This is a genomic window from Lentzea sp. NPDC051213 (assembly GCF_044455585.1).
Lineage (GTDB): Bacteria > Actinomycetota > Actinomycetes > Mycobacteriales > Pseudonocardiaceae > Lentzea.
The window spans coordinates 107,543-132,566 of record NZ_JBITEX010000010.1 but is presented as its reverse complement, the minus strand read 5'-3'; the positions used below and the strand labels follow the sequence as shown (position 1 = coordinate 132,566).

27 protein-coding genes are annotated in these 25,024 nt (G+C 68.4%); 16 read left to right on the top strand and 11 right to left on the bottom strand.

The window, feature by feature from the left end; all coding sequences use genetic code 11:
* Positions 1–20 precede the first annotated feature (20 nt).
* The gene (locus ACIA8G_RS37080; RefSeq protein WP_396423427.1) at positions 21–3,437 is read left to right on the top strand and encodes a hypothetical protein; all 3,417 of its coding nucleotides are present in this window, start codon (positions 21–23) and stop codon (positions 3,435–3,437) included.
* Here the strand turns inward: ACIA8G_RS37080 and ACIA8G_RS37075 are convergent.
* Positions 3,434–4,378: a 4-hydroxy-3-methylbut-2-enyl diphosphate reductase gene (locus tag ACIA8G_RS37075; protein WP_396423426.1), complete on the bottom strand. Its 945-nt coding sequence runs from the start codon at positions 4,376–4,378 to the stop codon at positions 3,434–3,436. The genes ACIA8G_RS37080 and ACIA8G_RS37075 overlap by 4 nt on opposite strands.
* 225 nt (positions 4,379–4,603) lie before the next feature.
* On the opposite strand from ACIA8G_RS37075, the gene ACIA8G_RS37070 reads away from it, so the two are divergent.
* The 9 genes from ACIA8G_RS37070 to ACIA8G_RS37030 all read left to right on the top strand — a co-directional run bounded on the left by ACIA8G_RS37070 (position 4,604) and on the right by ACIA8G_RS37030 (position 10,419).
* A complete protein-coding gene (locus ACIA8G_RS37070; protein ID WP_396423425.1) occupies positions 4,604–5,095 on the top strand; it encodes a lipid droplet-associated protein in 492 nt (163 codons plus the stop codon).
* On the top strand, positions 5,092–6,330 hold the full coding sequence (gene xseA, locus ACIA8G_RS37065; RefSeq protein ID WP_396423424.1) for an exodeoxyribonuclease VII large subunit: 1,239 nt from the start codon (positions 5,092–5,094) through the stop codon (positions 6,328–6,330). Before ACIA8G_RS37070 ends, xseA begins: the two co-directional genes overlap by 4 nt.
* On the top strand, positions 6,320–6,664 hold the full coding sequence (locus ACIA8G_RS37060) for a sugar ABC transporter substrate-binding protein (RefSeq protein ID WP_396423423.1): 345 nt from the start codon (positions 6,320–6,322) through the stop codon (positions 6,662–6,664). Before xseA ends, ACIA8G_RS37060 begins: the two co-directional genes overlap by 11 nt.
* On the top strand, positions 6,661–6,876 hold the full coding sequence (locus ACIA8G_RS37055) for an exodeoxyribonuclease VII small subunit (protein ID WP_229813098.1): 216 nt from the start codon (positions 6,661–6,663) through the stop codon (positions 6,874–6,876). The genes ACIA8G_RS37060 and ACIA8G_RS37055 overlap by 4 nt, the downstream gene beginning before the upstream one ends.
* A gap of 67 nt (positions 6,877–6,943) precedes the next feature.
* On the top strand, positions 6,944–7,984 hold the full coding sequence (gene glpX, locus ACIA8G_RS37050) for a class II fructose-bisphosphatase (RefSeq protein WP_396423422.1): 1,041 nt from the start codon (positions 6,944–6,946) through the stop codon (positions 7,982–7,984).
* A 119-nt stretch (positions 7,985–8,103) separates the two neighbouring features.
* Positions 8,104–8,874: a S1 family peptidase gene (locus ACIA8G_RS37045; protein WP_396423421.1), complete on the top strand. Its 771-nt coding sequence runs from the start codon at positions 8,104–8,106 to the stop codon at positions 8,872–8,874.
* Between the two features lie 350 nt (positions 8,875–9,224).
* On the top strand, positions 9,225–9,560 hold the full coding sequence (locus tag ACIA8G_RS37040; RefSeq protein ID WP_396423420.1) for a L,D-transpeptidase: 336 nt from the start codon (positions 9,225–9,227) through the stop codon (positions 9,558–9,560).
* 9 nt (positions 9,561–9,569) lie between these two features.
* Positions 9,570–9,977 carry a L,D-transpeptidase gene (locus ACIA8G_RS37035; RefSeq protein WP_396423419.1) on the top strand — a complete coding sequence of 136 codons (408 nt, stop codon included), beginning with the start codon at positions 9,570–9,572 and terminating at the stop codon, positions 9,975–9,977.
* A gap of 31 nt (positions 9,978–10,008) precedes the next feature.
* Entirely contained in the window at positions 10,009–10,419 is a 411-nt protein-coding gene (locus ACIA8G_RS37030; RefSeq protein WP_396423418.1) for a L,D-transpeptidase, read from the top strand.
* Here the strand turns inward: ACIA8G_RS37030 and ACIA8G_RS37025 are convergent.
* Together ACIA8G_RS37025 and ACIA8G_RS37020 are read right to left on the bottom strand one after the other, a co-directional pair.
* Positions 10,416–11,165, bottom strand: coding sequence for a hypothetical protein (locus ACIA8G_RS37025; protein ID WP_396423417.1), 750 nt, complete (start codon positions 11,163–11,165; stop codon positions 10,416–10,418). The genes ACIA8G_RS37030 and ACIA8G_RS37025 overlap by 4 nt on opposite strands.
* A gap of 100 nt (positions 11,166–11,265) precedes the next feature.
* Entirely contained in the window at positions 11,266–12,234 is a 969-nt protein-coding gene (locus ACIA8G_RS37020) for an NAD(P)/FAD-dependent oxidoreductase (RefSeq protein WP_396423416.1), read from the bottom strand.
* Between the two features lie 63 nt (positions 12,235–12,297).
* On the opposite strand from ACIA8G_RS37020, the gene ACIA8G_RS37015 reads away from it, so the two are divergent.
* On the top strand, positions 12,298–13,692 hold the full coding sequence (locus ACIA8G_RS37015; protein ID WP_396423415.1) for a class II fumarate hydratase: 1,395 nt from the start codon (positions 12,298–12,300) through the stop codon (positions 13,690–13,692).
* A gap of 324 nt (positions 13,693–14,016) precedes the next feature.
* Entirely contained in the window at positions 14,017–14,634 is a 618-nt protein-coding gene (locus tag ACIA8G_RS37010; protein ID WP_396423414.1) for a DUF1062 domain-containing protein, read from the top strand.
* A gap of 18 nt (positions 14,635–14,652) precedes the next feature.
* Here the strand turns inward: ACIA8G_RS37010 and ACIA8G_RS37005 are convergent, their stop codons facing one another.
* Positions 14,653–15,096, bottom strand: coding sequence for a hypothetical protein (locus ACIA8G_RS37005; protein ID WP_396423413.1), 444 nt, complete (start codon positions 15,094–15,096; stop codon positions 14,653–14,655).
* A gap of 82 nt (positions 15,097–15,178) precedes the next feature.
* On the opposite strand from ACIA8G_RS37005, the gene ACIA8G_RS37000 reads away from it, so the two are divergent.
* Entirely contained in the window at positions 15,179–15,484 is a 306-nt protein-coding gene (locus ACIA8G_RS37000; RefSeq protein ID WP_396423412.1) for a hypothetical protein, read from the top strand.
* A 9-nt stretch (positions 15,485–15,493) separates the two neighbouring features.
* Here ACIA8G_RS37000 and ACIA8G_RS36995 read toward each other — a convergent pair whose 3' ends face one another.
* Positions 15,494–16,165 (bottom strand): hemolysin III family protein, encoded by a 672-nt coding sequence (locus tag ACIA8G_RS36995; protein ID WP_396423411.1) that lies wholly within the window; start codon positions 16,163–16,165, stop codon positions 15,494–15,496.
* Between the two features lie 77 nt (positions 16,166–16,242).
* Between ACIA8G_RS36995 and ACIA8G_RS36990 the strand changes: the two genes are divergently transcribed.
* Positions 16,243–17,022, top strand: a complete 780-nt coding sequence (locus ACIA8G_RS36990; protein WP_396423410.1) for an isoprenyl transferase — start codon at positions 16,243–16,245, stop codon at positions 17,020–17,022.
* Between the two features lie 59 nt (positions 17,023–17,081).
* On the opposite strand, the gene ACIA8G_RS36985 is transcribed toward ACIA8G_RS36990, so the two are convergent.
* Both ACIA8G_RS36985 and ACIA8G_RS36980 read right to left on the bottom strand, forming a co-directional pair.
* Positions 17,082–17,351: a hypothetical protein gene (locus ACIA8G_RS36985; protein WP_396423409.1), complete on the bottom strand. Its 270-nt coding sequence runs from the start codon at positions 17,349–17,351 to the stop codon at positions 17,082–17,084.
* Positions 17,352–17,441: 90 nt separating this feature from the next.
* A complete protein-coding gene (locus tag ACIA8G_RS36980) occupies positions 17,442–17,708 on the bottom strand; it encodes a hypothetical protein (protein WP_396423408.1) in 267 nt (88 codons plus the stop codon).
* 229 nt (positions 17,709–17,937) lie between these two features.
* Between ACIA8G_RS36980 and ACIA8G_RS36975 the strand changes: the two genes are divergently transcribed.
* Positions 17,938–19,188: a DUF885 domain-containing protein gene (locus tag ACIA8G_RS36975; protein WP_396423407.1), complete on the top strand. Its 1,251-nt coding sequence runs from the start codon at positions 17,938–17,940 to the stop codon at positions 19,186–19,188.
* A gap of 387 nt (positions 19,189–19,575) precedes the next feature.
* A complete protein-coding gene (locus ACIA8G_RS36970; protein ID WP_396423660.1) occupies positions 19,576–20,868 on the top strand; it encodes a PhoH family protein in 1,293 nt (430 codons plus the stop codon).
* Positions 20,869–20,930: 62 nt separating this feature from the next.
* Here ACIA8G_RS36970 and ACIA8G_RS36965 read toward each other — a convergent pair whose 3' ends face one another.
* From ACIA8G_RS36965 to ACIA8G_RS36950, 4 genes are all read right to left on the bottom strand, one after another.
* Entirely contained in the window at positions 20,931–21,701 is a 771-nt protein-coding gene (locus ACIA8G_RS36965; protein WP_396423406.1) for an ABC transporter permease, read from the bottom strand.
* Positions 21,698–22,651 (bottom strand): ATP-binding cassette domain-containing protein, encoded by a 954-nt coding sequence (locus ACIA8G_RS36960; protein ID WP_396423405.1) that lies wholly within the window; start codon positions 22,649–22,651, stop codon positions 21,698–21,700. Before ACIA8G_RS36960 ends, ACIA8G_RS36965 begins: the two co-directional genes overlap by 4 nt.
* A 3-nt stretch (positions 22,652–22,654) precedes the next feature.
* Positions 22,655–24,094 (bottom strand): GuaB1 family IMP dehydrogenase-related protein, encoded by a 1,440-nt coding sequence (locus ACIA8G_RS36955; RefSeq protein ID WP_396423404.1) that lies wholly within the window; start codon positions 24,092–24,094, stop codon positions 22,655–22,657.
* A gap of 108 nt (positions 24,095–24,202) precedes the next feature.
* Positions 24,203–24,973, bottom strand: coding sequence for a GNAT family N-acetyltransferase (locus ACIA8G_RS36950; RefSeq protein ID WP_396423403.1), 771 nt, complete (start codon positions 24,971–24,973; stop codon positions 24,203–24,205).
* Positions 24,974–25,024 lie beyond the last annotated feature (51 nt).

Below are 25,024 nucleotides of genomic sequence, written 5' to 3'. Positions count from 1 at the left end.
TCAGCACCCACTCTGCCAGCATGAGTTCGATGCCTAGGGGAGAACGTCCACTGGACGAGGGCGACAGTCCACTGCTGCTGTTCGCCAATGATCTGAGACAGCTCCGCACCAACGCCGGGCGGCCGAGCTATCGGGAACTGGCCCGGCGCGCGCACTTCTCCGCGTCCACGCTGTCGGACGCGGCTGGTGGCCGGAAGCTGCCCGGGCTCGACGTCACGCTCGCCTACGTCCGGGCGTGCCACGGCGACGACACGGTGTGGGAGCGGCGCTGGCACGACCTGGCCGTGGCGATGGCGCAGAGCAGGTCCGCCGACGGACCGTCGCCGTACGTGGGCCTCAACCCGTTCACGACCGAGGACGCCGACCGGTTCTTCGGCCGCGAGGCGCTCACCCACACGTTGCTCGACCGGCTGGAGCGGCAACGGTTCCTCGCCGTGTTCGGCGCGTCGGGCGAGGGCAAGTCGTCGTTGCTCAGGGCTGGTCTCGCGGCGAAGTTCGAGAACGCTGCGGTGTGCACGCCGGGCCACGATCCGGACGCCGCGATCGCCGACGCGCTGGCGCGCAACCCGGATCTGCTGGTCGTCGACCAGTTCGAGGAGCTCTTCACGCTGTGCGAGGACGAGGTCCAGCGCGAGGCGTTCCTCAGCGCGCTGCTCGCCGCGGACTGCCGGCGGGTGATCGCCGTGCGGTCCGACTTCTACCCGCACTGCGCGCAGTACCCGAAGCTCGCGGACGCGCTGACCGACGCACAGGTGCTGCTCGGCACGATGACGCCGGACGAGCTGCGCCGCGCGATCACCCAGCCCGCCGCCACCGCGGGCTGCACGGTCGAAACGGGCCTGCTGACGACCCTCGTGGCCGAGGCCGCCGGCCGCAGCGGCGTGCTCCCCCTCGTGTCGCACGCGTTGCTCGAAACGTGGCACCGCCGCCGCGGCAACACCCTCACGCTCGCGGGCTACCAGGCCGCCGGCGGCATCCAGGGCGCGCTCGCCCAGAGCGCCGAGGCCGCGTTCGACACGCTCGACGAGGAACAGCAACGCCTGGCCAAGCAACTGCTGCTGCGGCTCAGCTCCGACGGCACCAAGCGCCCCATCCCGCGCCAGGACGTCGTGGGCGAGGAGGTGCTCGACGTCCTCGCCGACACCCGGCTCATCACCGTCGACGAGAAGTCCGTCGAGGTTACGCACGAGGCGCTTTTCCAGGCGTGGCCACGACTCCGCGCCTGGCTCGACGAGGACCGCGAGGGCCTGCGCACCCACCGCAGGCTCACCGACGCCGCGCGCACGTGGCAGGAGCTGGGCCGCGACACCGACTCGCTCTACCGGACCACCAGGCTCGCCGAGACGACCGAGTGGGTCACCCGCGCCAAGCCGGAGCTGACCGGCACCGAACGTGAGTTCATCGGCGCCTCCAAGGCCAGGGAACGCCGCCGGTCCCGTCGCGTGCGCTGGATCGCGGCCGGGCTGACGGCACTGCTGGTCGCCACCACGGCGTCCGCCGTCGTCGCCGTGCAGCAGCGCCGCGAGGTGGACCGGCTGGGGCTCGTGCGGCAGTCGCAGCAACTCACCGAACTGTCCGAGGCGCTGGTCGGGAGCGACCCGGAACGAGCCGCGCTCACGGCCCTCGACGCGTACCGGACCTACCCGACCGTCGAAGCACGCGGGCGGGTGCTCAGCGCAGCCGCCGCCGAGTCACGCGGCCGGGAGATCAGCGCGGACGGCGCCGGCCTGGGGCGCACGCTGCGGCACGACGGCGCGTGGAGCATGGGGTTCGCCAACGGCCGGATCCTGCTGATGGGTGCCCGCGGCCTCGATCTCTACGACGCCGGCCTCAACCACATCAAGACCGTGCCGATCGGGGACAAGACCAGCTTCGTCTTCGGCTGGGACGTGGCAGACGACGGCCGCATCGCCGTGGCCGAGGGCAACGGATCGATCACCGTGCGGTCCGGTCCCGAAGCCGAGCCGGTCGCCGTCACGAAGCTGCTTCAGCCGGTCGGCGTCTCCTACACCGGGGACGGCCGTTCCCTGCTCGTCGGCGGCTCGATCTACGACCTGACGACCCTCCAGAAGCGGTTCGACCTGCCCGTCGGGCAGATCACCGGCCCGTTCTCGTTCAAGAACGACAGGACGGTCGCCCTCGCCTCCAACGGCTCGGTCGAGGTGTGGGACCTCGTCACCCGGCAGCGGACCGGCGGTTTCACCGTCGGCGCCGGCCACCTCCACCGGATCTCCCTCATGCCCGACGGCAAGTCCGTCGCGATCACCACCGCGGACGGCCTCGTCCAGATCCGGGACATCGCGAGCGGCGCGCTCGTGGCGACCCCTCCCGCGCACAACGGCCCGGCCAGGGCGCTCACCACGAGCCCCGACGAGACCGTCCTCGTCTCGGCGGGTGAAGACGGCAAGATCCACCTGTGGGACCTGGCCCGCGGCGCGGTGCTCGCCACGCTCACGGTCGGAGAACCGGTGCACGGCGTGACGTTCGCCCCCGACGGTTCGCTCGCCATCCTCACCCGCGACGCGGTGAAGTTCTGGCCGCCCGGCAGCATGCCCAGGACGTCCGGGCAGTCCGTGCGCGCGCTCGCGATCGACGCGGACGGGTCCGTGCTCACCCTCGACGACGCGGGTGTGATCGAACGCCGCGACAGCGCCCTGCGCACCGTCAGCCGGGTGGAGACAGGCGTCGCCCAGGGCCGGATGAGCCACTTCAGCCCGGATCGCAGACTCGTCGCGACCAGCGGGCCGCTCGCGGTGCGCGAGGTGGCGACGGGCAAACCGATCGCGAACCTGTCCACCCTCGGGTTCTCCGACCAGGGGCGCCAGCCGGTGGCGCTGGAATTCAGCGGCCGCTCACTGCTCGCGATCGGCGGCGAGGTGCCCGACGGCGTGTGGCACGTCGCGGAGGCCGCGCAGCCGACGCTCATCGGCGGACTGGACTTCGGTGCGCGCTCGTCCGCTGTCTTCGGCCACTCGGACCAGGAGATCGTGATCGGCCGTGAGGACGGCGGTGTGAGCGTGCTCGACACCAAGACGTGGGAACAACACGCGTTGCAGGGCCCGCACAAGCGACCGGTGCGCACGTTGGTGATGTCTCCGGACCGCGCTCTGCTCGCGACCGGCGACGACAACGGCCTCATCGTGCTCTGGGAAACCTCGACGTGGCGTCAGATCGGCGAGCTGCGCGGCCACACCCAGGCGGTGACCGCACTGGAGTTCAGTCCCGACTCGGCCCGGCTCGCGAGCGGCGGCCGGGACCTGGAGGTGCGCCTGTGGGACGTGGGCGCGCGCAGCCTGTGGGCCACGCTGCGCGGTCACAGCCAGCCGATCACGCACCTGGCGTGGCGGCCGGACGGCACCGCTGTGGTGTCCGCTGGTGCGGACGCGATGACCGTCTGGCCGCTCGACGTGGAGCAGGCGCTCAGGGCTATCAGCTAGCGCACGAGGTCCTTGCGGAGCTCACGCGGCAACGAGAACGTGATCCGCTCGTTCGCCGTGGTGATCTCCTCGACCTCGCCGTAGCCGTGCGACTCGAGGAACTTCAGCAGCTCCATCACCAGGAGATCCGGCACCGACGCGCCCGACGTGACGCCGACGGTCTCGACGCCCTCGAGCCACGCCAGGTCGACCTCCTTGGCGTAGTCGATCAGGTAGGAGGCCTTGGCGCCGTGCTGCAGCGCGACCTCGACCAGCCGGATCGAGTTGGAGGAGTTCTTCGAGCCCACGACGAGCACCAGGTCGCACGACGGCGCCATCGTCTTCACCGCGGTCTGGCGGTTCGAGGTGGCGTAGCAGATGTCGTCCGAGGGCGGGTCCTGCAAGTCGGGGAAGCGGTCCTTGAGCTGACGGACGCGGACCATCGTCTCGTCGACCGAGAGCGTGGTCTGGGACAGCCAGATGACCTTCGAGGGGTCGCGCACCTCGACCTTGGCCGCGTCCTCCGCGGTGTCGACGAGCTTGACGTGGTCCGGCGCCTCACCGGCGGTGCCCTCGACCTCCTCGTGGCCCTCGTGGCCGATCAGGAGGATGTCGTAGTCCTCCTTGGCGAAGCGCACAGCTTCTTTGTGGACCTTCGTCACCAGCGGGCAGGTGGCGTCGATGGTGCGCAGCGAGCGGTTCGCCGCCTCCTCGTGGACGGCCGGCGACACGCCGTGCGCTGAGAACACCACAAGTGCGCCCTCAGGAACCTCGTCCGTCTCGTTGACGAAAATGGCGCCGCGATCGGACAGCGTCTCCACGACGTACTTGTTGTGGACGATCTCCTTGCGCACGTAAACAGGTGCGCCGTACTTCTCGAGGGCGAGCTCGACCGTCTCGACGGCACGATCAACGCCCGCGCAGTAACCACGCGGCTTCGCCAACAGGACTCGCTTGGGCATGACACCAGGGTACCCAGGGCCGTTCGCAGGCCGTGTCCTGTGAGTCCGTGCGATGAAAGTCACGTCCGAGAGGGTTTCTGACGGTGCCGCCGCGATCCACTCATACCGGGCGTATTCGGGGTCGCGGCGGTGCCGTCAGAAACCCCCTCGGGCGCGACTTTCGCGGACGAGACTCGCAGGACACGGCCTGTGCATTCTCAGCGCTGTTGCGGCAGGCTTATGGTCATGAAGCCACTGCCGTTGCCGGTCCGAATCGCAGCTGGACTCGCGGTGACCGCCCTCGAACAGGCCCGCAAGCTGCCGCAGCAGCTCGCCGGACTCCCTCTCACGGTGGTCAGCGAGGCAATGCAGTTGTCGATGCGCGTGCAGCAGCATGTGACCGAACTCGCCATCAAAGGTGACGATGTCCTCTCCGGACTGAGGCCGGTCGAGGACGAACCCGAGTGGGCGACGTTCGACGAGGACGAGACGCCCGTCACGGCGGAGGCTCCCGCGGCCGACGATCCGTGGGAGGAGGAAGAGCGCGCGCTCGCCGAAGTCCCGGAGTTCCTGCCGATGTACGACGAGCTGTCGATCGCCCAGCTGCGCGCCCGCCTGCGCAACCTGAGCGTCGAGCAGCTCGAGGAACTGGTGGGCTACGAGCAGGCGCACGAGGCCCGTCCTGAGTTCCTCGGGACGCTGAACCGCCGGATCGCCACGGTCAAAGCCCAGTCGTGAGTGACGGAAAATCCACGCCGGAGGACCCGTGGCCGGTGCGCACGGTCGCGCGCAAGCTGCTCGACTGGATCAACCGGCTCGGTGACGTCTGGGTCGAGGGTCAGGTCACGCAGCTCAACGCGCGCAGCTCGACGGCGTTCCTGACGCTGCGCGACCCGAGTGTCGACATGTCGATGTCGCTCACCTGCAACGCCGCGCTGATCAGGGACATGCAGCTGACCGAGGGCAGCCGCGTGGTCGTGCACGGGAAGATCAGCTTCTACCCGAACCGCGGCACGCTGAGCCTGCGCGTGGACGAGATCCGCGCGGTCGGGATCGGCGAGCTGCTGGCGCGCATCGAGCGGTTGCGCAAGCTGCTGCACGCGGAAGGCCTCTTCGACCCGCGCCGCAAGCGCCGCCCGCCGTTCCTGCCCCAGAAGATCGGTCTCATCACCGGCCGGGCGTCCGCGGCCGAGCGCGACGTGCTCACGAACGCGCGCAACCGTTGGCCCGCAGCGCACTTCCGCGTCATCAACGTCGCCGTGCAGGGCCCGATGGCGGTGACCCAGGTGATGACCGCACTGTCCACTCTGGACAAGGACCCCGAGTGCGACGTCATCATCGTCGCCCGCGGCGGCGGCAGCGTGGAGGACCTGCTGCCGTTCTCCGACGAGGCGCTGTGCCGCGCGGTGTCCGCGTGCCGCACGCCGGTGCTGTCCGCGATCGGGCACGAGCCGGACACCCCGCTGGTCGACCACGTCGCTGACCTGCGTTGTTCGACGCCGACCGACGCGGGCAAACGGGTGGTTCCCGATGTCGCCGAAGAGAGTGAACGCGTCCGCCAGATGCGCGATCGCGGCCGGCGTGCGCTGCACGGCTGGGTCGACCGGGAGCGCAAACTGCTCGACGCGCTGCGCTCACGACCAGTACTTTCGGACCCGTACGGTCCGCTGGAGCGCCGTGCCGAAGAAGTGAAACGTCTTCGCGACCAGGGCCGTAGGGCCGTCACGCAACGTCTAGATCGGGAGGACGTCCACCTATCAGGGACGAAAGCCCGCTTGACGACCCTCGGACCAGCCGCCACGCTGGCCCGCGGATACGCCGTTGTGCAACTCGTCACACCTGACGGGCCCGACGGCGTGTTGCGTTCTGTGACGGACGCGCCGAGCGGAACACAGCTGCGGGTACGCGTCGTTGACGGAGCAGTGGGAGCAGTGGTCACCAGTGCGGAAGGGGGAGGTACCGATGATGCGTGATGCCGTGTTCCTGCCCCTGACCATGGCGGCGGCCGGCGAGTGCGCGTCGGGCCTGCGGACCAAGGCGGAGGCGGCGAACCGGGCCGCGGCACAGTGCTGGACGGCGCTGGTGGGCGACTGCGACACCCAAAGCCGCAGCATGCTGATCCTCACGTTGCACGATCTGAGCGAGGCCACCGCCGGCACGGTCCAGTACCGGCGCGTCGCGGAGGCCGAGGCGCTCATCGACGAGGCGGTGCGAGAGGGTGACGGCGAGGAGTTCGCGGAGGCGCTCGTCGGCTACGACATGGCGGTCGCCACCGTGCTGAGCCGACTTAGGAGCCAGTCCGCGTGAGTTCAGAGACGCTCGGTTACGAAGCCGCCCGTGACGAGCTGGTCGAGGTCGTTCGCAAGCTCGAGGCCGGTGGCCTGTCGCTGGAGGACTCACTGGCGTTGTGGGAACGCGGTGAGGCGCTCGCCAAGACTTGTGAGCAGCATCTCGCCGGTGCACGCGAGCGAATCGATGCAGCTCTCGCTGTGGTCGAGGAGGACGTTTCCGAGGCGTGATCTCGTGCAAGGATTCAGTTGCCGATCACAAAAACCGGCACGCTGAGTAGTCGCATGGAGGCGCGCAATGGTGAACACCCCCGCGGAACGACGTCGCGAAGCCCCCGACCGGAACCTGGCACTGGAGCTCGTGCGCGTCACCGAGGCAGCGGCGATGGCCGCGGGCCGGTGGGTGGGTCGCGGCGACAAGAACGGTGGGGACGGCGCCGCGGTCGACGCGATGCGCAAGCTGATCCACACCGTCTCGATGCGCGGTGTCGTGGTGATCGGCGAGGGCGAGAAGGACGAGGCGCCCATGCTGTTCAACGGCGAAGAGGTGGGCAACGGCGAGGGTCCTGACTGCGACGTCGCGGTCGACCCGATCGACGGCACCACCCTGATGGCCAAGGGCATGCCGAACGCGCTGGCCGTGCTGGCCGTGGCAGAGCGCGGGGCGATGTTCGACCCGTCCGCCGTGTTCTACATGGAAAAGCTCGCCGTGGGCCCGGAGGCGGCCGACGTCATCGACATCACCGCGCCGATCGTGGAGAACATCCGCCGGGTCGCGAAGGCCAAGCACAGCGACGTCTCCGACGTGAACGTGTGCATCCTCGACCGGCCGCGGCACGAGCAGATCGTGCACGAGGTGCGCCAGGCGGGCGCCCGCATCCACTTCATCTCCGACGGTGACGTCGCGGGCGCGATCGCGGCGGCCCGTCCGACGAGCGGTGTGGACATGCTGATCGGCATCGGCGGCACCCCGGAGGGCATCATCGCGGCGGCGGCGCTGAAGTGCGTCGGTGGCGCGATCCAGGGCCGGTTGTGGCCCAAGGACGACGAGGAGCGCGAGAAGGCGATCGGCGCGGGCCACGACCTGTCCCGCGTGCTCACCACCAACGATCTCGTGTCGGGTGACAACGTCTTCTTCTGCGCCACGGGTGTGACCGATGGTGACCTTCTGCGCGGCGTGCACTACCGCGCGGGCGGCTGCACGACCCAGTCGATCGTCATGCGCTCCAAGTCCGGCACCGTGCGCCTGATCGACGGCTTCCACAGCCTGCACAAGCTGCGCGAATACGCCTCGGTCGACTTCGACCTGCCGGAGGACGTGCAACAGCCGTTGCCCTAACGGGCAAGTGTGAACGCTCGGTGACCAGACGAGTGACCCTAGTGAGACTGTGACTTTCGTCCCTAGTTTCCGAACTGATCCCGGCAACCCTGCGCCGGGCTCAGGAAGGAAACACAACGATGAGGGCACGTTCGTTGTTCTCCGCAGTCGTCGTGGCCGCCGGCGCCCTGCTCGCCTCGGCTGTCGCAGCTACTGCTGCTCCGTCCCCCACCCCTGACGGGGACGTCTCGCCGATGATCGTCGGTGGCACCAACGCAAGCCAGGTCTACCCGTTCATGGTGTCCCTGCAAGGCACCTCCGGCAACCACTTCTGCGGCGCCTCGCTGGTCAAGGCCAACTGGGTCGTGACGGCGAAGCACTGCGTCCAGGGCTCGTCGCCGTCGTCGATCCGCACCCGGATCGGCACCACGAACCGCACCAGCGGCGGCACTGTCACCGGCGCCTCGCGGATCATCACGCACCCGTCAGCCGACCTGGCGGTGGTGCAGCTCAACACCTCGGTCAGCCAGACCCCGATCGCCATCTCGGCGGCGTCCGGCCCGGTCGGCACCGCCACCCGCATCATCGGCTGGGGCCAGACCTGCCCGACCCGCGGCTGCGGCAGCGCTCCGATCACCCTGCAGGAGCTCAACACGTCGATCGTGACGGACAGCCGGTGCTCCGGCATCAGCGGCATCTCGGAGATCTGCACCAACAACACCGGTGGCAACAAGGGCGCCTGCTACGGCGACTCGGGTGGCCCGCAGGTGAAGTCGGTGGGTGGTCGCTGGGAGCTGATCGGTGCCACGAGCCGTTCCGGTGGCGGCGCGACCTGCGCGACCGCTCCGTCGATCTACGTGGACGTCTCGTACTACCGCTCGTGGGTCAGCTCGAACGTCGGCGGCCTGTAGTCCGGCAAACGCATTCCGAGGGCCCGTCTCCCATTCGTTATGGGAGGCGGGCTCTCGCCTTTGCAACCTGAGTGATCCTCCGGTCGTCTACTTCGGCAAGGGATGGATCACAAGGGGGGTGCGCGATGCGGATCTTGCTCGCGGCGGTCGCGTTGATGGCAGTGGCGGGATGTACGCAGGGGTCCGTGCACGCGGAGACTCCCACTGCGCCACCATCATCGTCGTCTTCGGTTGCGTCTGGGGCTCCTTCTTCTGGGACTCCCACGACGCCTTCGCCGTCTCCGACGTCGGAAGCTCCCCCTCCTCCGCCGCCGCCTCCCGCGCCGGTGGTCAAGCCGACGCCGTGCGACATGAGCGACGGCGCGTGCATCCAGCTCTCCACGAACAAGTCGTGGGTCGTGCGCGGCGACAAGATCGTCTACGGTCCGGTGCCGATCACCCACGGGCGCCGCGGCTACGAGACGCCGCTGGGCAACTTCCCGGTGCTGCGCAAGGTGAAGGACGAGTGGAGCAGGCCGTACAACGCGCCCATGCCGTGGTCGACGTACTTCACGGAAAGCGGCATCGCGTTCCACGAGGGCTCGCTGACCGACCCGTCGCACGGCTGCATCCACCTGGACCCGCCGTCGGCGAAGTACTACTTCCAGAACCTCTCGATTGGCGAGACCGTGCAGGTGGTCCCATGATGATCAACTATGCGCGTTCTGGTCGCCACGACCCTCCTTCTGCTTAGTTTCGCGGTCCCCGCACAGGCCTCCGGTTGCACCGTCTACAACGGAGCGTGCGTCGAGAAGCACTCGAACCGGGCGTGGCTCGTCACCAACGGTGCCACGAGCTACGGCCCGGTCCGGATCAGCCACGGCAAGCCGGGGTTCGGCACGCCGGTCGGCATGTTCTCGGTGCTGCGCAAGGTGAAGAACGACTGGAGCGTCCCGTACAACGGCCCGATGCCGAACTCGGTGTACTTCACCACCGACGGCGTCGCGTTCCACCAGGGCGACCTCAACTCCCAGTCGCACGGCTGCGTCCGGCTGACTTGGGAAGCCTCACAGGTGTTCTACGACAACCTCTTCGTCGGTGAGAGGGTTCAGGTTCTCCCGTAGTGGTTACCCCGTTACGGAGGGGTGATGCGAGATGCGAGTTCTGATCGCGACGGTGCTCCTGCTCCTCGGTTTCGCGGTACCCGCGCAGGCTCAGGCGGGATGCGCCGTCTACAACGGAGCGTGTCTGGAAAAGGGCGCGAACCGGGCATGGCTGGTCTTCAACGGCAAGACGAGCTACGGCCCGGTGCCCATCAGTCACGGCAAGCCGGGGTACGAGACCCCGATCGGCACGTTCTCAGTGCTGCGCAAGGTGAAGAACGACTGGAGCGTCCCCTACAACGGCCCGATGCCGAACGCGGTGTACTTCACCACGAGCGGTATCGCGTTCCACCAGGGTGACACCAGCGTCCAGTCGCACGGTTGCATCAGGTTGAGCTGGAACGCCTCGCAGGTGTTCTACGACAACCTGGCGATCGGCGAGAAGGTTCAGGTACTGCCCTAACCGATGGCTGCCCACCAGCACCCGTCGTCGCGCCCCATCACGGAGACGCGACCGGCGAGGCCGGTGGGCAGCCATCCGGTCAGCCGTTCGAGCTCCTTGCCGACGACGACGAGCGCCGTGCCGGGATCGGCGGACAGGTTGTCCAGCAACACCGGGACGTCCACCGCGCTGAAGTCCACATCGGACACCGGGCGGCCGGCCACCTCCCGGTTGACCCGGACGACCCGCCAGCCCTCGTGGTTCTCCCACGCGACCTCGTCCGCGGGCAGCGACGCCATGAACTCGTCCGACGACGTCCGCGGCGACACGAGCGCGATCGTCCCGCCGAACCGCCCGGCCAGCGTGCTCAGCCGCAACGGGTGCTCCAGCCTCATCGGCTCCGCTTTGCCTCGCACGTAGGGCACTCCGAGCCGGCGCGCGACCCGTTCGACTGCGGCGTGCACGCCGTCCTCGAGTGCCGCCACCACCAGCTCGATGTCCCGCGACCGGTTGAGCGGCTCCGGGAGCGCGAGCTGGGCGACCGCGAACCCCGGCGTCAACGCGATGTCCGGGACCAGGTGGTCGGGCAGCGTCAGCTCGACGAGCACGTCGGTGCCCCACGCGGACGTGTCGACCTGTGCGTTGACGCGGCCCTCGACCAGGTCGGCCAGCGGCTGCCAGTACACGGTCCGCGGCCGTTCGCGCGTGGTCGGCCCGGCCCACCACGGCGTGCCGGGCATCATGTCGGCCCAGTAAACGTGAATCACGAAGCCCCCCGGGGTTGTTCGCCGCGCGTCCCCCTGACACGCGCAACCCGTTGTCGACGCCGATGAGGATACCCACCGGCGCCGACAACCCGCTGTCTTGCTACCCCGCGTTGCTCGAGTGGCCGGGGAACAGGTGCGCCGCCGGGTTGAGCGCGACCGCGATGTTGTTGACCGCCGTCGCCGCCTCCCCGAACCCGGTCGCGATGAGCTTGACCTTGCCGGGGTACTGCGCGACGTCGCCGGCCGCGTAGACCCGGTCGAGCTTGGTCCTCATCGTGGTGTCCACGACGACCGCGCGGTGGTCGAGCTCCAGCCCCCACGACTCGATCGGCCCGAGGTCCGCCGTGAAGCCCAGCGCGGCGACGACCGCCTGCGCGGGCAACGTCTTGACGTCCTCACCCTTGACCTTGACGTCCACTTCGGACAGAGGTTCGCCGCGCAGCTCCAGGACTTCGGCATCGGTGATGATCTCGATGCCGAGCTCCCGCACCTGCCGCACCGTCGCCGCGTGCGCGCGGAAGTTCGCCCGGCGGTGCACGATCGTGACGCTGGCCGCGAGCGGGTGCAGCGCGAGCGCCCAGTCGAACGCCGAGTCACCGCCACCGACGATCACGACGTGCTGCCCGGTGTGCTCCGCGAGCACCGGCACGAAGTGCACCATGCCGCGCCCCAGCCAGCCGTCGCCGGCAGGCAGCGGCCGCGGGTTGAACTCCCCCATGCCCGCCGTGATCAGCACAGCGCCGGTCCTGATCTTGGTGCCGTCCGCGAGACCGACGACCAAACCGTCCTCAGTGGACTCGCAGGTGCGCGCCTGGCGGCCGAGCAGGTAGGTCGGCTTGTACTGCCCCGCCTGCTCCACGAGCCCGTTGACGAGGTCACGTCCCCGAATGGCGGGAAAGCCCGCCACGTCGAAAATCATCTTCTCCGGATACATCGCGGTGACCTGCCCGCCCGGTTCGGGCAGGGCGTCGACCAGTGCGACGTTCAGTTCGCGAAAGCCTGCGTAATACGCGGCGAACAACCCCGTGGGACCAGCGCCCACGACGAGGAGGTCGACGTCACGCTCCATGAGTGGTGCCCTTCTGCCAGTGGTGGGTGGCAGTGCTGTGATCGACCATAGAGACTCGAAGGTATGTCTGAACAGGAGTACCGCGTCGAGCACGACACGATGGGTGAGGTCCGCGTGCCGATCGACGCATTGTGGCGCGCCCAAACCCAACGCGCGGTGGAGAACTTCCCGATTTCCGGTCGAGGCCTCGAACGCGCCCAGATCCGGGCCCTCGGCCTGCTCAAAGCAGCCGCGGCCCGCGTGAACGCCCAGCTCGGGGTGCTCGACAACGACCTCGCCACCGCCATCGCCGCGGCCGCCGACGAGGTCGCGGCCGGTTCGTGGGACGCCCACTTCCCGGTAGACGTCTTCCAGACAGGTTCGGGCACGTCCTCGAACATGAACGCCAACGAGGTCATCGCCACCCTGGCCACCCGCGCGCTGGGCCGCGACGTGCACCCGAACGACCACGTCAACGCCTCGCAGTCGTCCAACGACACCTTCCCCACGACCCTGCGCGTGGCCGCCACCGAGGCCGTGGTGACCGATGTGATCCCGGCGTTCGAGCACCTTCAGGGCGTCCTCGAATCGCGTGCTCTCGAATGGTCCGACCTGGTCAAATCCGGCCGGACGCACCTCATGGACGCCGTGCCGATCACGCTGGGCCAGGAGGCCGGCGCCTGGGCGTCCCAGGTCCGCTACTCCGTGGAGCGACTTCAGGCCTCGATCCCGCGCCTGGCCGAACTCCCGATCGGCGGCACGGCGGTGGGCAGCGGCCTCAACGCCCCGGCCGACTTCGGCACCCTGGTGGCGGCCGACCTGGCCTCGGTGACCGGCCTGCCGCTGACGGAGGCCCGCGACCACTTCGAGGCCCAGGCCACCCAGGACGGTGTGGTCGAGATCTCCGGCCAGCTCCGCGCCTCTGCCGTGGCCCTGTTCAAGATCGCCAACGACCTCCGCTGGCTGGGCTCCGGCCCCCGCACGGGCCTGGGCGAACTCGCCCTCCCCGACCTCCAGCCGGGCTCGTCGATCATGCCGGGCAAGGTCAACCCGGTGATCTCCGAAGCCACGATGATGGTCGTGGCCCAGGTCATCGGCAACGACGCCACCGTCGCGTTCGCCGGCTCCCAGGGCAACTTCCAGCTGAACGTGATGCTGCCCGTGATCGCCCGCAACGTCCTGGAGTCCGCCCGCCTGCTGGCCGCGGTGGCCCGTTTGCTGGCGGACAAGGTCCTCTCGGGCGCTGTCGCCGAGGTCGACCAGATGCGGGAGTACGCCGAGTCCTCGCCGTCGATCGTCACGCCGCTGAACCGCTACCTCGGCTACGAGGAGGCGGCGTCGATCGCGAAGCAGTCGTTGAAGGAGCGCAAGACCATCCGCGCTGTGGTGCTGGAGCGCGGCCACGTGCCGTCGAAGCTGACCGAAGAGCAGCTGGACGCGGCGCTGGACGTGCTGCACATGGCCCGCGGCGGCCGCTGACCACAGTTCGTCGGGGGCACTCGGTCGCCGGAGTGCCCCCACACCACCGCTGAAAAACCGGTTGCCGTGGTGATCTCTGGTTGGCCACCATGGCGACCATGACTCGGTGAGCAGTGATGTACGTGCGGATTGAAGACGGGTTCGAGCAACTCCCCGTCTCTGTCTGACGTTTCCACGCACAACCCGCGCGTTCTCGCGCGGGTTCACCCATTACGCGACGGCCAAGCACGCCGTCGCGTCTGCCTGCGCGACAACGCGCTGCCCACGCTTCCTTCGCAACCCTGGGAATTCGGCGACTCCATGAGTGAACTTCGCGATATCCGCATGCCCTCTGACGACACCGACATCGACCGCAAAGCACTGTGGGTGGTGCGAGAACTAGGCCTGCCCGCCATCGTCAAGGGGTGCGTGTCGTGCCGATGCACGCGCCACCACCCCACCGGGAAGTTCCGCGTGAACGCGAACGGCAAGCTCCTCGACGTGTGGCTGCTGATCTGCTGCGAGCAGTGCGGCGGCACGTCGAAAATCCCGGTGCACGAGCGCATCCACGTGCGGGCACTCGACCACGATCGGCTGGTGAGGTTCGAGAACAACGACCCAGCGCTGGCCCGGCGCCTGGTCATGGACGCGGCGCTGGCACGCAGGGCCTCGTACCGGCTCGACTGGCACGGCACCTGGCAGCTGGAGACCGACATGCCGTTCTACGAGCTCGACCGCGAGGACGCGCCGCTCGAGGTCTTCACCAGGTTCGAGCTGCCGGCGCCGGTGCGGGTCGAGCAGCTGCTCACGGCCGGGTTCAGGCTGAGCCGGGCCGCGGTGAAGGGCTTGGTCGGGGCCGGGCGGATCCGCTTGCCGATGGCTGTCGACGCTCGGGTGCGGGAGGACTTCAGCTTCCAGGTCAGGAGTGCGTCGCGGGCGAAGTGGCGGGGTAGCGACAGGTAGTCGTCCGTGTGGGGGTGCTCAATCGCCCGAGTGCCCCCACACGACGATCTCGGCCGGCCTCCCGTCCGCGTAGAGCGTCGTGATGCGCCCGCTCCACGTCGGGAAGTCGTGCAGAGCCGTGCCCTTGTACGCGGCGTCGAACTGCTCCCTGGTCGGCTCGTAGGTCCCGAACACCTCGTGCACCTTCGCGGGGTGCATCACCACCACCACGCCGGGCTGATCCGGCACCGCGACCGCAAGCCGTTCGATGTCCAGCACGGAATGCGTGCCTTCCTCGGCCAGGTGCTCGTAGTCCTCGTCCTCGTACAGGTCCCGCAATTCCTGCAGGCTCCTTGGGCGCGGCAGGTCGTCATCCGTCCACAGGAAATCGCCGCTCGCCAGCACGCGGTCGTGCAGCGAGTTCAGCACATCGTCGAAGTTCCGGCTGTACTCCGCGTAGTAGATCCAGCCTGACGCACCCATCGCGACCCCCTCAGCAAGCCTGTTGGCCGAACGCGATCCAAGACGACTCGACAGCATTTGGCCAGCGATGCACGATTTCGGCGTGAACCCGCTGTCGGTCGTGGCCAGAGGCACCTGGCTGTACGCGCACACCAGGCCCATGCCGGTGGCCATCGTCCGTCTCGACTACGACTACTGGTACGAGTTCGCCAAGGCGGCCAATGATCTCGAGATCGGCGACGTTCCCAGGGTCGACGCAGAGGGCCATGCCTACTACGTCTCGTACAGCAACGTCCGCGACGGCGACACGTTCCGGCCTGACTCGGTGACGCACCTTTCGCACGGCGACGCCAGAGCCGACGCCGAGGCACGGGCGCCGTCGCTGATCACCTGGCTGGAGACGGCCTGAATCCGCAGATCAGGAGTACATCGCGAGCCAGATGGCGATGTAGTGACAGATGGCCGCCACCACGGTCGCAGCGTGGAAGAACTCGTGGTACCCGAACACCTGCGGCCAGGGATTGGGCCACCGAGTCGCGTAGAAGACCGCGCCGACCGTGTAAAGCAGCCCACCGACCAACAACAACACCAGAGCCGCAACCCCGGCGTGGTGCAACAGCTCAGGCAGCACGAACACGGCGACCCAGCCGAGGGCGATGTAGATCGGCACCCCGAGCCACCGCGGCGCGTGCGGCCAGGCCAGCTTCAGCGTCACGCCGGCCAAAGCCCCGATCCACACCACGGTCAGGACGATGCGTCCGGTCCCCGAATCCATCGCCAGCAGCGCGAACGGCGTGTAGGTGCCGGCGATGAACACGAAGATCATCGAGTGGTCGAGGCGCTTCATCCACGTGCGGACGCGGTCGGACTTCCACGTCACGCGGTGGTACAGCGCGGAAACGCCGAAGAGGCCCAGGACGGTCGCGCCGTAGACCGAGGTGGCCAGTGCGGCCGTGCCGGACACTGTGGACGCCGCGAGGGCGATCAGGGTCGCGCCGGTCGCCACGGAGGCTATGAAGGACCAGAGGTGCAGCCATCCACGCAGGCGCGGCCGCAGTCCGGGCTGAGGAGGAACGGTTGCAGTGGTCACAGGAATCTAGGTTACGCGACCGTAGGTTTTGGACCATGACTCAGTGATGAAGCTTGCACGGCGTACGCTGTTCGGACGTGGCACTCCGCACCCGTGTGAAAGACGTCGCTATCCACCTCTACGAGTGGATTCTCCGGCGTGAGCTGAGCGGGACACAGGTGCCCAAGCACGTCGGCGTCGTTCTCGACGGCAACCGGCGGTGGGCGCGTGAGGCCGGGTTCACCGATGTCGCGCACGGGCACCGGGCCGGCGCGCGGAAGATTCTCGAGCTGCTCGACTGGTGCGGTGACGCCAAAGTAGAGGTTGTCACGCTCTGGATGCTGAGCACGGACAACCTGAGCCGCGACACCGAAGAGCTGGCTCCGCTGCTGGACATCATCGCGGACATCACCGACGAGCTGGCCGAGGACGGCAAGCCGTGGCGGGTGCGGCACGTCGGCGCGATCGACATGTTGCCCGCGGAGCACGCTGAGCGGCTCACGAACGCCGCGGCGCGCAGCAAGGACCGCACGGGCATCCAGGTCAACGTCGCCGTCGCGTACGGCGGGCGGCAGGAGATCGCGGACGCCGTGCGGAAGCTGCTGCAGTCGCACGCCGAGCGGGGCGGCACCATCGAGGAGCTGGCCGAGGTGCTCGACGTCGACCACATCGCGGAGCACCTCTACACGTCCGGGCAGCCGGATCCGGACCTGATCATCCGCACGTCCGGTGAGCAGCGGCTTTCCGGGTTCATGCTGTGGCAGTCGGCGCACTCGGAGTTCTGGTTCTGCGAGGCCTACTGGCCCGGCTTCCGGCGCACGGACTTCCTGCGGGCGATGCGCGAGTACGCCAAGCGGCACCGCCGCTACGGCAACTAGCAGGACATGCGAAAGGGGCGCTCACCGCGAGGTGAGCGCCCCTTTTCAGTGCGACGAGATCACTCGCCGTCGTGGCCCCACTCGGCACCGTCTTCGATGCCGCCGGCCGCGCAGGTCTCGGTGATGGAGGGCGAGTTCACCGGAACCGCTCCACCGAACACACCGACGTTGTTGCCGCACGCGCCACCAACGATGTTGATGTTGTTCGCGTTGCCCACGATCAGCAGCGGCGCGTTCTCCCACTCGTGGCCCTGAACGGCCATCGCCGGGCTGCCAACAGCAATGAACGCGGCGGCCACACCGAGGGCGGCGCCTGCCTTCTTCAGCACGATATTTCTCCTCATGAAGGTTTTAACGGGGTGAAACAGATCTGGAGGCGCCAAGAAATGACGCCCCCAGACGCAGAACAAAGAGGGAGATCAGCCCTCGTCGACGATGCCGCCGGCGGCGCACGTCTCGGTGATCGACGGCGAGTTGATCGGCACGGCACCGCCGAAGACACCGACGTTGTTGCCGCAGGCACCGACGGTGCCGTTGATGTTGTTGCCGTTCAGCGCGATCAGCAGCGGGCCGTTCTTCCAGTGGTGGCCACGGGCACCGTCGTGGTCGCCGGCCATGGCGGCCGGGGCGAACGCGAGCGACAGCGCGGCGGCGGCGGCCACTGCGGCAGCAGTCTTCTTCAGCACGTCATTCTCCTTCATGTCGGGTTATCCCCGTCATTTCCGGAGTCTTCGGGGATCTCCGGAGCGTGGGGGTCTCCGGGCGGAAAAGCTACCGGTGTTGATCTCGTTTGGCGGCCTCCATGACCCCATTGTGTGACGGCATGATCAACAACATTGCCCCATCAGGTGGTCTTCGATTCACGATTCGGTCGCGAGTAAGGCCCTGTGGTAGACGCTCTACGCTCTCCGGTTCATGGACGCCAACGAGCTGGTTCGCGGATATCTCGTGCTGGGGCTGCGGCTCGGGCGCCTGGTGTCCGGGTTCGTCGACTCGTTCACCGGCGACCCCGCCCTGAACCGCGCGGTCGACAACGAGCCGCGCCTGGACCCGAAGGCGCTGGCGGCGCACGCCCGGCAGCTGCGCGCCGAACTGCCCGGCAGTGACCTCGCCTACCAGCGCAAACAGTTCCTGAGCGCGCACCTCACCGCGTTGGAGTGCACCGCGCGCAAGCTCGCAGGCGAGCGCATCACCTTCATGGACGAGGTCGAGCAGTACTTCCAGGTGCGGATCCGGCCCGGCGACGAGGACGCCTACGCGCAGGCGCACCGCAACCTCGACGCCCTGTTGCCTGGAGCGGGCTCGCTGATCGAACGGCTCACCGCGTACCGCGCGGCCGACGAAGTGCCCGCACGGCAGCTCCAGGGCGCCGTGCAAGCCCTGTCCAGCGCGCTGAGGGACCGGGTGCGGCAGAAGTACGAGCTGCCCGAGCAGGAGATCGTCGAGTACCAGGTCGTCACGAACAAGCCGTGGAGCGGCTTCAACTACTACCTCGGCGGCTACCGGTCGCGCGTCGCGGTCAACGCCGACCTCGGCCACCGCATGTCGAACCTGCCGCACCTGGTCGCGCACGAGTCCTATCCGGGCCACCACACGGAGCACTGCCGCAAGGAGGCGGGCCTGGTCGCCAAGCGCGGCCACGCCGAGCAGTCGATCTTCCTCATCAACACGCCGCAGTGCCTGATGGCCGAGGGCATGGCCGACCTCGGCCTGCACGCCGCGGTCGGGCCCGGCTGGGGCGTCTGGACCGAGCAGATCTTCCGCGACCTCGGGTTGCGAATGGACGGCGAACTGTCCGAAAAGGTCGAGTCGGCGGCCGCCGGGCTGCTCACGGTGCGGCAGGACGCGGCGCTGCTGCTACACGATCGGGGTGCGGATCAGGATGACGTTGTTGCGCATCTGTGCAGGTGGCTGCTAGTCCCGGAGCGTCGCGCACGGCAAATGGTCCGTTTTCTGGCAGACCCGTTGTGGCGCGCGTACACCACCACGTACGTCGAAGGAGTGCGCCTTGTGAGGGCTTGGCTCGACGTCCGCGCGCCCGGCGAGTCGCTCGACTCCCGGTATCTGAGACTTCTCGACGAGCCGCTCGTGCCGAAATCACTCGAATCCCAGGTGAGGGACGGTCTGTCGTGGCTGGCCCGCAGCACCCAGGAAAACGGCGTCTGACCAGGCCAAACACACGTACGGTCACGTTTCGGGTTTCTTTCAGGCAGGTGACAAATCGGATTTCACCTGTGTGGCTTCGTGCAGATCGGGCACCGCCACAGGTAACTTCGAAAGTGGCGGGACGCGACCACTGCGGACCGCGCAGGGAGGCTCTGATCGTGGCAGACAACGTCGCGAGGGGGCCGGCACCCGGCCCTCGTGGTCGACCCGCCTGAAAGGGCGAGACGACCGATCAGGGTGGTGCCTGGCCCAGCGAGGAGCGGACGCGGGTGCCGCGTTCGTGAGGGAGTTGCCGTGAACGCACGACGTCCCGCGAGCCGTTCCTCAGGCTCATCGCGCAGTTCCTCCCCCAGGCGCAAGTCCGCCGCACCAGCCATCACCACATATGTGCTGGACACGTCGGTACTGCTGTCCGACCCACTCGCCGCCACCCGGTTCGCGGAGCATGAAGTCGTGCTGCCGCTCGTGGTGATCAGCGAACTGGAGGGCAAGCGCCACCACCCCGAACTGGGCTGGTTCGCCAGGGAGGCTCTCCGCCTGCTCGACGACCTGCGCTTGCGGCATGGTCGCCTCGATTCGCCCATCCCCATCGGGGATGTGGGAGGCACCTTGCACGTCGAGCTCAACCACTCCGACCCGGAGGTGTTGCCATCAGGTTTCCGAACGGACTCCAACGACGCCCGGATCCTCGCCTGCTCCCTCAACCTCGCTGCTGAGGGGCGCAACGTCACCCTGGTGACCAAGGACATGCCTCTGCGGGTCAAGGCCGGATCGGTCGGCCTCGCCGCGGAGGAGTACCGGGCTCACGACGTCACCTTGTCAGGCTGGACTGGAATGTCCGATCTGGACGTTGACCAGTCGCTCGTCGACAGCCTGTTCAAGGAGAACGTCGTCGACCCGACCCTGTACGAGGGCCTCGAGCACATCGCGGAGCTGCCCTGCCACACCGGACTCCGGTTGCTGGCGGGCACGTCGAGTGCGCTGGGCCGGGTGACCGCGGACAAGCAGATAAAGCTGGTGCGCGGGGATCGGGAGGCGTTCGGACTGCACGGAAGGTCCGCTGAGCAGCGGATCGCGCTGGATCTGCTGCTCGACTCCGATGTCGGCATCGTCTCGCTGGGCGGACGTGCGGGCACCGGGAAGTCGGCGCTGGCGCTGTGCGCCGGCCTCGAAGCGGTGATGGAACGCAGGCAGCACCGCAAGGTCGTGGTCTTCCGGCCGTTGTACGCGGTCGGTGGCCAGGAACTCGGCTATCTGCCTGGTAGCGAGAACGAGAAGATGGGGCCGTGGGCGCAGGCGGTGTTCGACACCCTCGGCGCGCTGGTGAGCCAGGCGGTGGTGGAAGAGGTGATGGACCGCGGGATGCTCGAGGTCCTGCCCCTCACCCACATCCGCGGCCGCTCGCTGCACGACTCCTTCGTGATCGTCGACGAGGCGCAGTCGTTGGAGCGCAACGTCCTGCTGACCGTGCTGTCCAGACTGGGCAGCAACTCGCGGGTGGTGCTGACGCACGACGTGGCGCAGCGCGACAACCTGCGGGTGGGCCGGCACGACGGCGTGGCAGCGGTGATCGAGAAGCTGAAGGGCCACCCGCTCTTCGCCCACGTCACTCTGACGCGTTCGGAGCGCTCGCCGATCGCGGCTCTCGTCACGGAGATGCTGGAGGACTACGCCTCATAGTGTCCTGAGTAGACGAACGGCCCCGCGCAATCCTTTGCGCGGGGCCGTTTCTCTTGAGCACCTTAGTCGAGCGCGCGTTTCATGAAGCCGCGCAGGCCGAGCCGGCCGAAGCCGGCGATCGCGACGACGAGCACGAGCAGCACGACCGGGAGCGGCATGTGCGGCACGTTGGGCACGAGCTCCGCGCGCATGCCCTCGCTGATGTAGGTCAGCGGGTTGAGCGCGCAGACCACCTTGAACCACAGCAGGTCATCGCTCAGCGAGCGCCACGGGAACTGCGAGGAACCGGTGAACAGCAACGGGGTCAGGATCACCGCGAACATCACGTTCACCCGGCGGGCCGGCACCGACGTGCCGATGACCATGCCGACCGAGCCGCCGGCGAGGCAGCCGAGGACGATCACCAGCAACGCGCCGGGAATCCCCGACCACTCCCACGACACGTCGAGCATCACGAACCCGACCGGCACCATCAGAACCGCCGCGAAGAACCCGCGGATCGCGCCGAACACGATCTTCTCCACCGCGACCAGCGGGATGGAGATCGGCGCGAGCAGCCGGTCCTCGATCTCCCGCGTCCAGGAGAAGTCCAGCACCAGCGGCAGCGTCGTGTTCTGCAACGCCCCGAGGAACCCGTTCATCGCGATGATGCCGGGCAGGAGCACCTGGGCGAAGTCGTTCTGGACGTAGCCGATGTCCCCCAGCACCTTCGCGAAGATGAAGAGGATGAAGAACGGCTGGATGATCACCTGCGCGAGGAAGCTCGGCAGTTCGCGACCGGTGACGAACACGTCGCGCCACAGGATCGCGTTGAACGTCTTGACTTGGCTCACCGCAGTTCCCGTCCGGTCAGGTGGATGAAGACGTCCTCGAGGCTGGGCTTGCCGATGGCGACGTCGCTGACGACGACGTCGAGGTCCCGCAGCACGTTGAGCACGGCAGGCAGGGTGATCGAGGTGTCGTTGTCGGTGTAGACGCGGAACATGCCGCTGACCTCCTCGACCCGCTGCACGCCGTCCACTTCGGACAGACCGGTGCTGATCTTCTCGGGGTCGTGGCCGTTCGGGCTCACCGTGACGCTGACCGTGTTGCTGCCGGGTAGGTTCTTCGTGAGCTCGATCGGCGTGTCCAGCGTGAGCAGCTTGCCGTGGTCGACGATGCCGACGCGGTCGCACAGCTTCGTGGCCTCGTCCATGTCGTGCGTGGTCAGCACGACCGTGACGCCGTCCGCGTGCAGTGCGGCGACGCGTTCGTGGACGAAGAGCCTGGCCTGCGGGTCGAGGCCGGTGCTCGGTTCGTCGAGGAACAGCACCTTCGGGCGGTGCATCAGCGCGCGGGCGATCATCAGCCGTTGCGCCTGACCACCGGACAACGTGTCGACGAGCGCGTTCTGGTGGTCCTTGAGACCCATCCGCTCGAGGATGTCGTCGGCGAGCCTCTTGCGTTCCGCGGGCCCGATGCCGTGGTAGGCCGCGTGGAACAGCAGGTTCTGCCGCGCGTTGAGCGAACGGTCGAGGTTGTTGCGCTGCGGCACGACAGCGAGCAGCTGCCGTGCGCGCTTCGAGTCGCCGACCACGTCGACGCCCTCCACGAACGCCTGCCCCGAGGTGGGGCGGACGCGCGTGGTGAGGACGCCGACGGTGGTCGTCTTGCCGGCACCGTTCGGACCGAGCAACCCGAAGACCTCACCGCGGCGGACGGTGAAGCTCAATCCGTCCACCGCTGGTTTTTGTCCGGTTTTATAGACTTTGCGGAGTTCTCTTACCTCTACCGCTTCGTCCATTTCTCACCATCCCCCTGGCAACGGCCTGCCTTCCGCGAATCCAGCCGCCGACTGGATGCCGAGAACAGCCCTGTCGTGGAATTCCTCCAGCGAGGTCGCACCGGCATACGTGCAGGCCGAGCGAACGCCGGACGTGATCGCATCCAGCAGATCCTCCACGCTCGGACGCACCGGGTCCAACTGCATTTTCGAAGTCGAGATGCCTTCTTCGAACAGCCCCTTCTTGGCCCGGTCGAACGCGTTGTCGCTGCGCGTCCTGGCGGTCACGGCGCGCTTCGACGCCATTCCAAAGGATTCCTTGTAGAGGTTTCCGCGCTCGTCGCGCTGCAGGTCACCGGGCGACTCGTAGGTGCCGGCGAACCAGCTGCCGACCATGACGCTGCTGGCACCGGCCGCGAGGGCGAGAGCGACGTCGCGCGGGTGCCGCACACCGCCGTCGGCCCACACGTGCTTGCCGAGCCTGCGCGCCTCGGCCGCGCACTCCGCGACGGCGCTGAACTGCGGCCGGCCGACGCCGGTCATCATGCGCGTGGTGCACATGGCGCCGGGCCCGACGCCGACCTTGATGATGTCCGCGCCCGCCTCGACCAGGTCCCGCACGCCCTCGGCGGTGACGACGTTGCCCGCGGCCACCGGAACGCCCGGGTTGGCCTCCTTCACGGCCCGCAGCGCGGTCAGCATCTTCTCCTGGTGACCGTGCGCGGTGTCCACGACCAGAACGTCCACACCGGCCTTGACCAGCGCCTCCGCCTTGGCCCGCACGTCGCCGTTGACCCCGACCGCGGCCGCGATCCGCAGCTTGCCGTCGTCGTCGGTCGCGGGCCGGTAGACCTCCGCACGCAGCGCCGTCAGCTCGGTCAGCACGCCGCTGAGCCGTTGCTCGGCATCGATGCCGAGCGCGATCTTGTGCGCGCTGTGGTGCAGCTGCTCGAAGACGTCCTGCGGCTTCGTGTCGAGCGGGAGCTGAAGGATGTCCGTGTTCATCACGTCGCCAAGGCGCGCGAACCGGTCAACGCCCGTGAGCGCCGCCTCGTCGACAACGCCGATCGGCCTCCCACCGTCGTCCACGACGACGACCGCGCCGTGCGCCCGCTTGTGCAGCAGGTTCCACGCGTCCGCCACCGCGTCGCCCGTGGTGAGCGTGAGCGGGGTGTCCCAGACCGGATGCCGGTCCTTGACCCACGCGATGATCTCCGCGACCGCCTCGGTCGGCACGTCCTGCGGGATGACGACGAGCCCGCCGCGCCGCGCGATGGTCTCCGCCATCCGCCGCCCGGCGACCGCGGTCATGTTGGCGACGACGATCGGGATGGTCGCCCCGGTACCGTCCGAGGAGGAGAGATCGACGCCGAACCGCGACTCCACGGCACTGCGGCCGGGGACGAGGAAGACGTCGTCGTAGGTCAGGTCGTAAGAGGGTCGATGCCCTTCGATGAACCGCACGTGCCACTACGGTACCCGCTGCGTCTCAAAGGGCAGCTCAGCAGCGAGTTCATCACCTCTCCGCGCACAGGTGGCCACGCTCGGTCGGAGTTGCGCAGAGGGTCCGGCTCACGGCTTCCAGACGTATCCGGTCGTGGTCGTGACCGCGACGAACCCCAGCCGCTCCAGAATCGGCCTGCTGTCCTCGGACGCGTCGACCTGCAGGTACTTCGCACCGCGTGCGAGGGCAAGGCGCGCACGGTGCGCCACGAGCGCGCGGTAGATGCCCTTGCCGCGCCACGCGGCGAGCGTGCCGCCACCCCAGAGCCCGCCGAACTCCGTGCCGGGCACGATCTCCAGGCGTGCGGACGACACCACCTGGCCGTCGACCTCGGCGATCACGACGACGACGTTCGGGTCGTCCTTCTTCTCGATCAGGTAGTCGGCGAGCCAGCTGCTGTCCCGGCCGAACACCTCGGTAGCCGTGACGGCCAGCCGCCGCATGTCGGCGTCCTCTTTGGTCTCGCGCAGGACGATCCCGTCGAGGTGGACCGGCGCCGTCATCTCCTCGGTGAGCCCGATGAGCACGGTCTCCCGGCCCTCCGACACGAACCCGGCGGCAGCCAGGCGTTCCGGCAGGTCCGCCGGCACGTCGTGGCTCCACGTCTTCCACTCGACGGCCTGGCCGCGCTCGGTGAAGAAGTCCCGCTGCCGCGCTATCACCGCGTCCAGCTCGGCGCCACCGATCCCGAGGTCCGGCGGACCGCCCACGAGCCCTCGGCGGTGCGGCCAGGCCACGCGGAACACGGGAGCGTCGTGGACGAAGTGGGGATACGCCGCCCACTCGGCGGGGCGGGCTTGGACGTCGAAGGCGTTGAGCAACGCAGCAGCATCGGGCATGCGGCGAACGCTATTGCCGCTCGGAGGTGAGATGCACGCGGTTTTAGGCCC